At 46.0% G+C, this 13,172-nt stretch carries 10 protein-coding genes and 1 other annotated feature; of the genes, 3 read left to right on the top strand and 7 right to left on the bottom strand.

Annotation, left to right across the window (positions count from 1 at the left end):
• Positions 1-10 precede the first annotated feature (10 nt).
• Positions 11-325 (bottom strand): PTS lactose/cellobiose transporter subunit IIA, encoded by a 315-nt coding sequence (locus BM101_RS04575; RefSeq protein WP_087032058.1) that lies wholly within the window; start codon positions 323-325, stop codon positions 11-13.
• Positions 326-349: 24 nt separating this feature from the next.
• Positions 350-1,750, bottom strand: coding sequence for a 6-phospho-beta-galactosidase (lacG, locus tag BM101_RS04570; RefSeq protein WP_087032060.1), 1,401 nt, complete (start codon positions 1,748-1,750; stop codon positions 350-352).
• Positions 1,751-1,981: 231 nt separating this feature from the next.
• On the opposite strand from lacG, the gene BM101_RS04565 reads away from it, so the two are divergent.
• Both BM101_RS04565 and BM101_RS04560 read left to right on the top strand, forming a co-directional pair.
• Complete coding sequence (locus BM101_RS04565) at positions 1,982-2,761, top strand: DeoR/GlpR family DNA-binding transcription regulator (RefSeq protein ID WP_087032062.1); 780 nt, start codon at positions 1,982-1,984, stop codon at positions 2,759-2,761.
• A gap of 2 nt (positions 2,762-2,763) precedes the next feature.
• Positions 2,764-3,450, top strand: coding sequence for an HAD family hydrolase (locus tag BM101_RS04560; protein ID WP_177194396.1), 687 nt, complete (start codon positions 2,764-2,766; stop codon positions 3,448-3,450).
• 160 nt (positions 3,451-3,610) lie between these two features.
• Here the strand turns inward: BM101_RS04560 and pepV are convergent, their stop codons facing one another.
• The 3 genes from pepV to BM101_RS04545 all read right to left on the bottom strand — a co-directional run bounded on the left by pepV (position 3,611) and on the right by BM101_RS04545 (position 7,580).
• Positions 3,611-5,014, bottom strand: a complete 1,404-nt coding sequence (pepV, locus tag BM101_RS04555; protein ID WP_087032066.1) for a dipeptidase PepV — start codon at positions 5,012-5,014, stop codon at positions 3,611-3,613.
• A gap of 101 nt (positions 5,015-5,115) precedes the next feature.
• The gene (locus BM101_RS04550; protein WP_177194380.1) at positions 5,116-5,859 is read right to left on the bottom strand and encodes a pseudouridine synthase; all 744 of its coding nucleotides are present in this window, start codon (positions 5,857-5,859) and stop codon (positions 5,116-5,118) included.
• A 62-nt stretch (positions 5,860-5,921) separates the two neighbouring features.
• Complete coding sequence (locus BM101_RS04545) at positions 5,922-7,580, bottom strand: putative polysaccharide biosynthesis protein (protein ID WP_087032069.1); 1,659 nt, start codon at positions 7,578-7,580, stop codon at positions 5,922-5,924.
• A 404-nt stretch (positions 7,581-7,984) separates the two neighbouring features.
• On the opposite strand from BM101_RS04545, the gene BM101_RS04540 reads away from it, so the two are divergent.
• Positions 7,985-9,406: a LysM peptidoglycan-binding domain-containing protein gene (locus BM101_RS04540; protein WP_093399837.1), complete on the top strand. Its 1,422-nt coding sequence runs from the start codon at positions 7,985-7,987 to the stop codon at positions 9,404-9,406.
• Between the two features lie 318 nt (positions 9,407-9,724).
• Here BM101_RS04540 and leuS read toward each other — a convergent pair whose 3' ends face one another.
• Both leuS and BM101_RS04530 read right to left on the bottom strand, forming a co-directional pair.
• Positions 9,725-12,139: a leucine--tRNA ligase gene (gene leuS, locus BM101_RS04535; RefSeq protein WP_087032071.1), complete on the bottom strand. Its 2,415-nt coding sequence runs from the start codon at positions 12,137-12,139 to the stop codon at positions 9,725-9,727.
• Between the two features lie 87 nt (positions 12,140-12,226).
• Positions 12,227-12,432: a binding site (T-box leader), on the bottom strand.
• 83 nt (positions 12,433-12,515) lie between these two features.
• On the bottom strand, positions 12,516-13,172 hold a 657-nt coding region (locus BM101_RS04530), incomplete at its 5' end, for a LysM peptidoglycan-binding domain-containing protein (RefSeq protein WP_143084430.1).

Below are 13,172 nucleotides of genomic sequence, written 5' to 3'. Positions count from 1 at the left end.
TTTTTCCTCCTTATTGACGTTCTTTGTACAATGCGATGAAGTCTTGGATCAGATCCCGCAGGAGCAACGTTGTCATCAGGTGATCTTGCCCATGGATAAAGATGAAGCCGATGTCCATGACTTCCCCGGATGCTTCCTGCGACAAGATTTTTGTCTGCGCATTGTGCGCCAGTTTCAGATTTTCGTCTGCATCCTGCAATTCTTTTTCGACATTCTCGAAATGACCTTGCCGAACCTCCTTCAACAATTTCAGCAAAGTGCTGCGGGCATCGCCGGAGTACGCCACGATTTCAAAACCCAGCATCTGCAATTCTTCTCTGTTCATTATTCATTCTCCTTTTCTGACTGTTTAAATGATTGTTTTTGTTTCACTGACCAGCTTGTACCAGTATGCAGATTCTTTCGGATAACGTTTTTGCGTTTCAAAATCGACATAGAACAAGCCGTATCTTTTGTTGTAGCCGTTTGACCACGAGAAGACATCCATCAAGGACCATAGGAAGTAACCTTTGACGTTCACGCCGGCTGAAATTGCCTTGCTTAATTCATTCAGGTAGACGCGTAGATAATCGATGCGGGGCTTATCCATGATGATGCCATCCTCGAATTCATCCTTGTAGCCCATCCCGTTTTCCGTAATGTAGATTTTGTTGTAGTGCGGATATTCCTTCTGGATGCGAAGCAACAGATCGTACATCCCTTCCGGATAGATGATCCAATCCCAGTCCGTGCGCGGAACGCCTTCTTTATAGACGCGCTCGCCGATTCCCTTGATTTTGTAGACCGATGTCCCCTTGTCGCCTGTACCATTGTGGTGAACTTGGCTTTCGCCGTCATAAGCTTTCACGAAATGGCATTGGTAATGGTTGATTCCCAAGTAATCATTACGGTGCGAGGCTTTTTCCATCTCGGTAAAATCTTCATCCAAGAACGTATAGCTTGCGTCATTTGCTTCGCAGATTTCTTTCAGGGCTTGCATTGTTTCATCGGAATAATGTCCCAGGTAGGTTGCATCCAACAAGAAGCGGACGGATAAGGCGTCGTCCAAAAAGGCTGCGTGCTTGTCTTCTTCCGAATCGCTCGCCGGGTACTTCGGCTCCAAGGAATGGACAACACCGATTTCCCCTGGATACTTGTTGTCTTTGAAAATGTTGATGACACGCGCATGTGCGACCATCATATTATGCAGACATTGGATCGTGCTGCCCAGGTTGAATCGGATGCCTGGAGGGAAAACACCCAACAAGTATTGATTGCTCGCAACCGGATAAATTTCATTGAAGGTACTCCAGTAACGCACTTCCGTGAACTCCTCGAAACAGAATTGGGCGTAAGAGACAAATGCATCCATCGTATCGCGGTTCAGGAAATCGCCTTGATCAAAGAGGCGTTTCGGTGTATCGAAATGATGCAACGTCACGAATGGCAACACACCTTCTTTTTCGCATTCCGCAAAGACTTTATGGTAGAAATCCACCCCCTCTTGATTCACTTCACCCGTTCCGTCCGGAAAAATACGGCTCCAAGCGATGGAAAGACGCAGACCATTAACGCCGAATTTCTTGCAGAGCGCAATATCCTGTGGGTACTGATGATAGAAGTCACTTGCCGGATCCGCCAAGAATCTTCCTTGCTTTTCCAGAAATTCATCCCAAGCGACAGGCCCTTTTCCGCCTTTTTTTGTTGCGCCTTCTGCTTGGTATGCAGCAGTGGCACCGCCAAATATAAAATCTTCAGGTAATCGTAACATCTGACTCTCCCCTATCCTTGTTCGTTATTGTTTGTTTTTGTTTCTTTATGTCCTTATGGTAACCGCATCCACAGAAACTGTCAACAATTTTATTCTCTTGAATTCCAAAAAAGCACATAATTTTGTTTTTTAATCCATTTTTTCGCCACATTTTGTTTATTTTTGTTCGTTTTCGTTGACCAGTTTATGAATATATGCTAAATTATGGGTATGTTAAAGAGGTGAATTCGGATGTTAAAAAAAGAGCGACTGTTAAAATTAACTGAACTCGTCAATCAAGAAGGCATCATTACTGTAACCGACATCGTCAAGCAACTAAACGTTTCCGATATGACTATCCGCAGAGATCTGGACGAACTTGATAAAGCCGGAAAAATTCTGCGCATACATGGCGGTGCTCAAAGCATCAGCTATGCGTTGGACCAAGAGTTATCGCACACAGAAAAACAGGAAGTCCAAAAAGAAGAAAAAAACGCGATTGCAAAACTGGCTGCAAGTTATGTTGAAGACGGCGACACCATTTTTTTAGGCCCTGGCACTACGATTGAACTGCTTGCGGGCTATCTTGGTGATAAAAAAATCCGCATCATCACGAACAGCTATCCAGTATTCGAAAACTTACGCCAATATGATTCTGCGGATATCATTTTGGTCGGGGGAGATTATCGGAAAAATACAAGGGCTTTTTTCGGCCCGATCGCGAACGAGACTCTGAAGAGATTGAAATTCACAAAATGTTTCATCAGTTCCAACGGGATACACAATGAAGCCATCTCAACCTACAACATGGCAGAGGGTGAAACCCAGAATATTGCATTGAACAATTCCCGAACGAAATACCTTTTAGTGGACAATAAGAAATTCAATCGTGATGACTTCTACATTTTCTACAATCTTCACGACATCGATTATCTGGTCACGGATGATCACGTCAGTCCCGATCTGATCGCCCACTATTCACAGTACGTCACATTACAACAAGCCCAGACAAACTTAGGAGATGACTTATGAAATTGAACGGCATCATTTTTGACTTCAACGGCACCATGTTCCAAGATTCCCACCTGCACGAACAAGCTTGGATCGATATGATCCAAGAATACAATCCAGGCAATCCGTTGACTGAAGAGGAAATCCTTACTAATCTGCACGGTCGCACCAACGACAAGATCCTTAGACATTTTGTATCGCCTTCGCTGACGGATGAAGAAATCCAAAAACTATCTCTTGAAAAGGAAGAATACTACCGCACATTATGCTTGGCCAAGCCAGAACAACTCGTGTTGACGGATGGGCTTATCGAATCATTGGATACCTTGAAAGAAATGGCCATGCCTTTAACGATAGCTACAGCAACCATCAAGGAAAACGTCGATTTCTATTTTGAGACATTCGCGCTCGACCGTTGGTTTGATCCAGACAAAGTCGTCTTTGATGACGGTTCTTTCCCCGGCAAGCCTGAACCGGATATTTTCCTGCATGCAGCTAAAAAAATTGCTATTGCTCCCGAAAATTGCTTGGTCATCGAAGATGCCTACTCCGGTTTATGTGCAGCCAACCGCGCAAATATCGGCATGATCATCGCAATCGATCCTTTTTTCAAGAACAGGGAGACCTTCCTGAAAGATAATCTTTGCAAGAACGGCGTCATCACAGATTTCAATGGATTTACAGATTATATCTTCGCTCAACAAGCCTAACTATATTTCTAAGGATAGTCCGTAACGTGACTGAGAGAACGATGATACACGGCTAGAAATCAATAGAAAAAGCACTCGAGATTTTTCCGAAACAGACTAAAAAGTCCCGGATAAATCCTGAGTGCTTATCTTTTTTGTTAACGTAAAATAGTTTTCGCCATTATTTCAGCAATTGGTACATGGCATCCGCATAGATGGCTGTGGCACGGAATAAATCATCCAACGCCAGGAATTCGTTTGCTTGGTGCATCGTGTCGATACTGTCCGGGAACATCGCGCCGTAAGCAACGCCGCGTTCCAACAAGCGGCCGTATGTGCCGCCGCCGATTGAGCGTTCATGCCCTTTCAGGCCGGTATGTTTTTCGTAGACATCCAATAACGTTTTCACCAATGGATCATCCGCAGGTACGTAATGCGGCAATTTGCCATGTCCGCCTTTTGCGATGGTTACACCGTATTCCGCAAGAGCAGCTTCCAGTTTGATTTCGATTCCTTCTTCAGATACCCCTTGCGGATAACGGAAGTTCAAGGCTACTTCCCCACCGGTTGTCGGCGTGAAAGTAAAGATGCCCGCATTCATGGTCAAGTCGCCCATAACGGCATCCGTATAGGACAGTTTCATTTTTGTCGCATTGTGTTCCAAGTGAAGACAATCCGTGATCAATTCCAGGAATACCGCAGCTTGTCCGCCGAATTGGAATGTATTCAGGAGCGCAGCCAGATAAGTACCCGCATTGATACCCGCAGCTGGATTCATACCGTGGGCAGCTTTCCCTACCAACTCAATCGTGACTTCTTTGCCGTCCACTTTGATTGTTCCGGAAACAGGATTGTTTGCCAGGAATGTTTCGAAAGCTTTTTCGATCTTTTCGGCTTCCTCGCTGTTAAATACCGCCGTGGCGTCTTGCGGCACCATATTTTCGCGCAAACCGGAATCAAAGCTCAACAACTCGTTTTTCCCGCCCTTGTTGTCGCCTCTGAATTGGACCATGAATGTCTGCATGCCTTTTTCACCGTTGATGATTGGGAAGTCGGCGTCCGGGGAGAACCCGAAATCAGGTTTTTGTTCATGGCTCAAGTAGTAATCCATGCATTTCCAGCCGCTCTCTTCGTCCGTACCGATGATGACGCGGACTTTTTTCGAGATAGGCAGTTTCAGATCACGGATGATTTTCAATGCATAGTATGCAGCCATGGTTGGGCCTTTATCATCGCTGGCGCCGCGTGCATAGATGCGTTCATCCTTGATGACTGGTTCGAACGGATCTGTATCCCAGCCCGTACCGGTAGGGACTACGTCGACATGGCCGAATACGCCCATCAATTCTTCGCCGTCGCCGTATTCGATATGGCCTGCTAAGTTTCCTACATTTTTTGTTGTAAAGCCGTCGCGTTCCGCTATCGCCAAAAAGGCTTCCAAGGCTGCCTTCGGTCCCGAACCGACAGGGGCATCAGGCGTTATTTTTGAATCATCCCTGACACTGTCGATGCGCAACAGTGTGAACAGGTCCTTCAACAAATCCTCTTTTCTTGCTTCAACTTCATTTTTCCAATTGATTTCCATATGGACACTTCCTAACTTAAAATATCATGCTTCCATCATATCACTTTTAGGCCTTTTTCAAAAGTGAACCTCTGTTTCTCCACCCTATTCCGCAGGAAATCTTAGGATTTTCTAATCGAATCCGGTAAATGTTCTCTTAAAATCGCAATTTCGGCCTCACTCAAGAGGCGGTACGCCCCTTTTGCCAGCTTTTCATCCAGCTGCAACGGTCCCATCGTCATCCTTTTCAGGTAGGTCACCTCTTTGCCTACTGCCATCACCATCCTTTTCACCTGATGGAATTTTCCTTCTTTGATCGTGATGTGGACTTCCGAGGTTGCCTTTTCTTCATCAATGGACAGAACATCCATCTTTGCGGGCAAACACAGATAGCCATCTTCCAGAATGACCCCTTTTTCAAAAGTTTGGCGATCGGCTTCTGACATGATGCCAGCGATTTCGGCCAAATAAACCTTGTCCACGTGCCTTTTTGGCGACAACAGAAAATGAGCCAATTTTCCATCATTCGTCAATAGGAGCAGCCCTTCAGTGTCTTTATCTAGCCGTCCTACCGGAAAGGGCTCATATTCCTGGAATTCTAATGGAAGCAGATCGATCACCGTTTTTTGATGGTTGTCTTCCGTTGCGCTGAGGACGCCCTGCGGCTTGTTCATCATGATATAGATGAATTCTTGGTAATGGACTGCTTCCCCGCCGACCAAAATGACATCTTTCTCACTGTCCACTTTCGCCTCCCCTTTGGATTGGACCTTCCCGTTGACGGTGACTACTTTATTCTTTAAAAGCTGTTTGACTTCTTTTCTGGATCCGTACCCGGAATTCGAAAGCAATTTATCTAGACGCATAATTATCCTCCCATAAAAATCAAAAAGCATCCATAAAGGCTGCTTCTCGATTTCATCTATTCTTATTTGATATGTAATTTTCTTCTTAACGCTACTGCTTTTTTGCCCAAGATATCATCGGCGATGCGCAATTTCAAGGTCAGGCCAAGATAGACGATCCCGCCGACTGCGGCTACGATCATCACTACCAACAAAGCGTATATTTTCCTGTCGACCGGGATGAAGGCCATGGAAACTTTTAGCGCAATGTAGGCGCACAAGGCCATCAGCAAGGCCACCAACAGGATTTTGCCTGATTTTTTCAACGTTCCGGCTAATCCGAAATGTGTCATCTGATAGATTTTCCAACCGCTCAATACGGATGTCACAAAAAATCCGATGGTCGTTGCGATCAATGCCCCGGCCGTATCGAACAATGCCAACATCGGATATTGCACGATGGCCTTCACAGCCAAGCCGATCAACAAGTACGTGATCATCGTTTTATGCTTGCTCAAGGACTGGAGGATGGAGCCTAAAACCGTAAACAACCCCAATACGATGCTCATTAACGCCGATACGGCCAGGATGGCGGGGCCATCCGGATGAACCGGATAAAACACGTTATAGATCGGTTCGGAAACGATCATCATCCCCAGCGAAGCCGGAAGCATGATGAAGGCAAACAACTGGATGATTTCCCTGATCTGGCTTTGTAAAACTTTGAAGTTGCCTTTCGTAAATTCGGCGGCGATCAACGGCACGGCCGCGGTGGCCATCCCGACTGCCAAGGAAACGATGATCATGATCAATTTATCGGAATTGAAGCTGAAAAGCCCGAACAGATCTTCTATTTCTTTGCCGGAATAATTCGTCAAACTTTCCATCATCGGTTTAAATGATACCTGATCGATCATTTTGGCGAACGTAATCCCTGACCCGATGATGATGAACGGGATGGATTCCTTCAACATGCTCTTGATGGCGGCCGTCGTTTGAAGATTGCTTGATGGTTCGCTCGTTGCAATGACCGACTGATAGGAAGACATCTGTTTCTTATAATAGAACAGCAAAACGATGGTCGCTGCAATCGCACCAATGAAGGCTGCGAAAGTGGAATGGGCTACGGCGTTCGCGATGTTGCCATCCAACAGGCTCATCACGATATAGGTCGCACCCAGCAAATAAAGGACGCGCGCGATTTGCTCGATGACCTGAGAAATGGCAGACGGGACCATATCCTGATAACCCTGGAAAAAACCGCGCATCAAACTCAATGCCGGAACCAACAACAGGGCGGGTGCCAAGGCCCGAATAACCATGGTGCCGTCCGCAACGGAAGCGGCCGGACTGTTTTGGGCGATCATCGGCGCCAGAAGATACATCAAGGCACTGCTTATCACCCCGGTGAACACCATGAAATACATGCTCTTCTGAAAGATGTCTATCCCTGTGCGATATTGATTTTTCGCATTATACTGCGCAACTTGTTTTGACATTGCGGCCGGGAAGCCGGCAATCCCAATCGACAGGAAAAGCTGATACGGCGTATAGCCGATCGAATACAAGGCATTTGCCGTATTCGCCGCGTCGGTAGACCCCATCAACGCGTTCCAAGGAATGATGTAGAGGGCACCGATCAGCCTCGAAAAAATACTTCCGAAAGTCATCCAGAAGGTACCTTGCACCATCTTATCATTGGTCGTCTCGTTATTTTCATTTAACTGTTTATTTTCTGACATTTACTACCTGCTTTCTCTCTGAAATAAAATATAAGAGAATGATTATGACATTACTCAAATATTTTACCAAAAATCAGAACTTTTTCAATCAAACGTTGCGCTTTTTCTGTTAATTATGAAACTCTTAACCAAAATTGGGAGGTTTTCCCCGATTCATTAGACATTTTACTATTGGATGATTTTCATATCCAACTATTTTTAGGCTGCTCTGCATCATGATAGCGTTTTCTTATCCATTAGAGGCTGTTTGTGTTAAAATTAGAATGTAATAAAGTAGTAAATCGGCCCCCCCACCCTCAACTCCGCGACTAACGCCGCTGCTTCATTCCTGGATGTCACTTCGTTCAATTGTGTTGTTCAGTCACATGCCGTTGCTCTCAATTGAATAGAAAAGAGGTATAAAGATGAGTACCCACTCTAAAGTGTTCAGAAACATTTCCGGACTGATCTTTTCGTTCTTCTTGCTCTTTGCTTTTACGGCACCGTCCGCATTAGCGGCGACCTCACAAATAATTTACCAAGGATCCACAACCAATAAAGTTGTCGCCTTGACTTTTGATGATGGATCGGACGGCTATAACATCCAATCCATACTGAATGTGCTGTCTGCCAATAATGTCAAAGCCACTTTCTTTTTGACCGGTCAAGGTGCGGAAAATCATCCCCAGGCGATTAAAAACATCGTCGCTGCCGGACACGATATCGGGAACCATTCCTACGACCATCCAGATTTCACTACCATTTCCACCGCGGAAATGACCAATCAAATCAATCGAACCGAAACAATCATAAGCAATCTCACAGGCAAGAGCACAAAACCTTACTTCCGTGCCCCTTATGGAGCATACAACTCGACGGTCTTGCAAACGGTAGGCGATGCCGGCTATGCTTATACGTTGCAATGGACGATTGATTCCCTGGACTGGACCGGAAATTCTTCAACGGATATCTATAACCGTGTCATCAACAATATCGTTCCGGGTGCTATCATATTGATGCATGCAGGCTACGGCGCAAACGGAACCTCTTCAGCCTTGCCTAACATCATTTCACAACTGAGAGCGATGGGATATTCTTTTGTGACCATTTCCCAATTAAGGAACATGGCCAGTGTTCCCGGTAGCGGAACTGGCGCAAGCTATACGGTGCAAGCCGGGGATACCTTATATGGCATCGCACTCCGCTATGGCGTCACCGTTCAGCAGCTTGTTTCGGCCAACAACCTGACCGATGCCAATCTGATCAGGGTCGGACAGGTACTCACTATCCCTGGTACGGGAACCACACCGACTCCAACGCCTACTCCTTCAACCGGTACGACCTACACGGTTAAATCCGGGGATACTTTGTATGGGATAGCTTTGCAGTACGGCGTGACCGTCCAGCAGATCGTTTCAGCCAATAATATTGCTAATGCCAATCTGATCAGGGTCGGACAGGTGCTCACCATCCCTGGTGCGGGAACCACACCGACGCCGACTCCAACGCCTACTCCTTCAACCGGTACGACCTACACGGTTAAATCCGGGGATACTTTGTATGCGATAGCTCTACGGTACGGAGTGACCATCCAGCAGATCGTTTCGGCCAATAATATTGCCAATGCCAATCTGATCAGCGTCGGACAGGTGCTCACCATCCCTGGTGCGGGAACCACACCAACACCTACTCCTACTACAGGAACGACCTATACAGTGAAAGCTGGCGACACCTTGTATGCCATCGCACTTCGTTATGGCATCACCATCCAACAAATTGTATCGGCAAACAACATCTCCAACCCAAATCTGATCAGCATCGGGCAAGTATTGAAAATTCCACAATAATATACGGTGACTGAACAAAAGCTGAAAAAAGAATGAGGCAGGGACAAATAAGTCCTAGCCTCTTTCTTTTTTCCTATTAATCAATCGTAACCGTGTCCTCTTTCGCGGGGGGATCCGGTAAGACCGCTTCGTGCTCAGTCCCTACAGCGAATCATCGCACTCTCTAAGCGTGTTCCAAAAGCAGACCCGAAGTCACTTCACGGATAATGCTCAGATGGTCCGTGACCATACTCCGCTTATTCGCTCCAGTGATTCGGGTCTAAACGCTTTTTGTCTCATTCTTATGATACGGCAATCCCTTATAGTTGTGAATGCAGCTTAATTAGCTACGATGTTGACTAACTTACCAGGAATGGCGATCACTTTTCTGACGGTTTTCCCTTCAGTGCCTTTTTTGATGATGTTATTTTCCAATGCCATTGCAATCATGTCATCCTTTGAAATATCCGAAGAAACCATTTCTTTTGTTTTGACTTTTCCGTTTATTTGGAAAACAACTTCAATTTCATCTTCTTTTAAGAATGATTCATCATATGCAGGCCATTGTACGTAAGAAATGCCTTCTTTATTCCCAAATTTCTCCCATATTTCTTCACACATATGCGGCGCAATCGGAGCCAACAATTGCACAAAGCCTTCAATGTATTCAAATGGTAAGGAATCCGCTTTGTAGGCTTCATTGACAAAAATCATCATTTGGGAGATGGCGGTGTTGAAGTGCAGGTTATTGTAGTCTTCCGTCACTTTTTTGACTGTCTGATGGTAAACCTTTTCCAAAGTATGCGCATTGACTGTCGTAATACGGTCTCTCACTTTGTCATCTTCATCAAAAATCATGCGCCACACGCGGTCCAAGAATTTACGGCTTCCTTCGATACCATTTTCGCTCCAAGCGGAAGAGGCATCCAAAGGTCCCATGAACATTTCGTACATGCGCAAGGTATCTGCGCCATAACGTTCCACGATATCATCCGGATTGACGACATTGCCTTTTGATTTGGACATTTTTTCATTGTTCTCGCCCAAAATCATCCCTTGATTGAATAGTTTTTGGAATGGCTCTTTGGTAGGGACGATTCCCAAGTCGTAAAGGAATTTATGCCAGAAACGTGCATACAGCAAGTGAAGCACGGCATGTTCCGCTCCGCCGATATAGAGGTCGACATTTTGCCAATAATCCAGTCGTTCTTTTGAAGCCAGCTCATCCGGATTGTGCGAATCCATGAAGCGGAGGAAGTACCATGAGCTACCCGCCCATTGTGGCATCGTATTGGTTTCGCGGCGGCCTTTCATTCCCGTTTCAGGGTCAACGACATTCACCCATTCATCAATGACTGCCAGCGGGGATTCACCGGTGCCGCTCGGTTTCACTTTATCGGTTTTCGGAAGCAGCAAGGGCAGTTCCTTTTCAGGAACAGTGGTTGACGTGCCATCTTCCCAATGGATGACCGGAATCGGTTCTCCCCAATATCTTTGTCTCGAGAACAGCCAGTCTCTCAAGCGGTACGAGATGACCGTTTCACCGATTTGATTTTCAACAAGCCATTCGTTCATTTTTGCAATGGCCGTCACTTTATCCAAACCGTTCAGGAAGTCAGAGTTGATGTGCAACCCATCCTCCGTAAAGGCCTCAACTTCGACATTGCCGCCTTCCAGAACGGGAATGATTTCGATATCAAACGTTTTTGCGAATTCGTAGTCACGGGTATCGTGGGCTGGGACAGCCATGATGGCGCCCGTACCGTATGTCGCCAAAACATAGTCCGCAATCCAGATCGGGATTTCTTTCCCATTGACAGGATTGATGGCATACGCCCCAGTGAAGACACCGGTTTTTTCTTTCGCCATTTCGGTACGATCCAAGTCGCTCTTCAGTGAGACGGAGTCGATGTAGGCTTCAACCGCATCAGCTCGGTCGCTGGACATGATTTCCTTTACCAAAGGCAATTCAGGCGCCATTACGGCATAAGTTGCCCCAAACAGCGTATCCGGTCTTGTCGTAAAGACGGTGAAGTCTTTATCGGTATCTTTGATTTTAAAGGTCACATTCGACCCTTCAGAACGGCCGATCCAATTGCGTTGCATTTCTTTGATGCTGTCCGGCCAATCCACCAACTCAAGATCATCCAACAGGCGCTCTGCGTAAGCGGTGATTTTCAGCATCCATTGTCTCATCGGTTTGCGATAGACAGGGTGTCCACCACGTTCGCTGAGACCGTCGATGACTTCTTCATTGGCAAGCACGGTCCCCAAAGCAGGACACCAGTTAACGGATACTTCCGCCTCGTATGCCAAGCCTTTTTCGAATAATTTTGTGAAAATCCATTGTGTCCACTTGTAGTAGTTAGGATCGGTCGTATTGATTTCACGGCTCCAGTCGTAGCTGAATCCTAAAGATTGGATTTGGCGTTTGAACGTTTTGATGTTGTGTGCTGTGAAGTCGGCAGGGTCATTCCCTGTGTCCAAAGCATATTGTTCAGCCGGCAATCCGAAGGCATCCCATCCCATCGGATGCAATACATTGAAGCCTTGTGCGCGTTTTGAACGAGCCACGATATCCGTAGCTGTATACCCTTCCGGATGGCCTACGTGCAATCCTTGTCCAGATGGATAAGGGAACATATCCAAAACGTAATATTTTGGTTTGCCGCCTCCTTCCGTCGTTTTAAACGTTCTGTTGTCGGACCAATATTTTTGCCATTTCTTTTCAATCGTTTTGTGATTGTAACCCATGATTAGCAACATCCTTTTCCTTTTTTTCATTCGTGCAGATGATTCCATAAAAAAAATCCTATAGACAGATTCCGCCATTGGTTCTGTCTATAGGACGATTGGATTCGTGGTACCACCTATATTGAATGTATGTACATTCCTCATCATGCCTATAACGCGGCGAAACGGTTCAGCCTACTTTATTCAGCGGAACAACTCAAAGGCGAGTTCAAGAGAACCAATTATGCATTTCCACCAACCATGCACTCTCTAAAAAAAAGCAGCTCTTTACTGTTCCTTATCTTTGTTTATTGATATTTATGAATTTATCCTTCTGTTATTCTATCAAATAACCTTTGAATCTTCAAGGGCGAAGTGCAAAACCCCAGCCGCTTGCTTATAGATTGATTACTTGTCCGATATAGATGGTGTCAGAAGTGATGCCGTTTGCTTCAATCAATTCAGCCAATGATACACCATTTTCCTTAGCGATGAAGTAAAGCGTATCGCCTTTCTTAACCGTGTATGTTTTCTCCGCAGAGGTTGTCGCAGGGGCAGCGGCAACAGTGACAGCAGCTGCTTGTTTGACTTTCAGTGTTTGGTTCACAAAGATGATGTCTGAGCTCAAATTGTTCAGCGTTTTTAGTTCAGTGATTGAAATGCCGTTGGCTGAAGCGATTTTATAAAGCGTATCGCCTTTTTGGACGGTATAAATACTGTCTGCACTTGTATTTGCCGCAACAACAGTGGTCACCGTCTGCGCTGGTGTTTGCGTTTGCGCGCTCTTTGCTAAAACGAGTGATTGGCCTGGGTAGACATAGTCGGTCGTCAAATTATTCAAGGCTTTCAGCTCCGCAACCGTCAGGCCATTCGCGTTGGCCAATTTCCATAACGTATCCCCGGAGGCTACCGTCACGGTCGCTTTGCTTGTGGATACCGGTGTGGTTGCTGCAGGCGTACTGGCTGGCGTTGCAGTCGTTGCCGTTTGGGTTGCTGTAACAGATCCGCTCAACGTCAATGTTTGGCCCGGCAAGATGACGTCCGACGTCAAATT

This window comes from Trichococcus palustris, assembly GCF_900114465.1.
Lineage (GTDB): Bacteria > Bacillota > Bacilli > Lactobacillales > Aerococcaceae > Trichococcus > Trichococcus palustris.
The sequence above is the reverse complement of the archived record's forward strand: the minus strand, read 5'-3'. Positions and strand labels throughout refer to the sequence as shown.

Excerpts from the sequence above, each read along its gene's own strand:
- BM101_RS04575 (WP_087032058.1), bottom strand. The coding sequence starts at position 325 with ATGAACAGAGAAGAATTGCAGATGCTGGGTTTTGAAATCGTGGCGTAC.
- lacG (WP_087032060.1), bottom strand. The coding sequence starts at position 1,750 with ATGTTACGATTACCTGAAGATTTTATATTTGGCGGTGCCACTGCTGCA.
- BM101_RS04565 (WP_087032062.1), top strand. The coding sequence starts at position 1,982 with ATGTTAAAAAAAGAGCGACTGTTAAAATTAACTGAACTCGTCAATCAA.
- pepV (WP_087032066.1), bottom strand. The coding sequence starts at position 5,014 with ATGGAAATCAATTGGAAAAATGAAGTTGAAGCAAGAAAAGAGGATTTG.
- BM101_RS04550 (WP_177194380.1), bottom strand. The coding sequence starts at position 5,859 with ATGCGTCTAGATAAATTGCTTTCGAATTCCGGGTACGGATCCAGAAAA.
- BM101_RS04545 (WP_087032069.1), bottom strand. The coding sequence starts at position 7,580 with ATGTCAGAAAATAAACAGTTAAATGAAAATAACGAGACGACCAATGAT.
- BM101_RS04540 (WP_093399837.1), top strand. The coding sequence starts at position 7,985 with ATGAGTACCCACTCTAAAGTGTTCAGAAACATTTCCGGACTGATCTTT.
- leuS (WP_087032071.1), bottom strand. The coding sequence starts at position 12,139 with ATGGGTTACAATCACAAAACGATTGAAAAGAAATGGCAAAAATATTGG.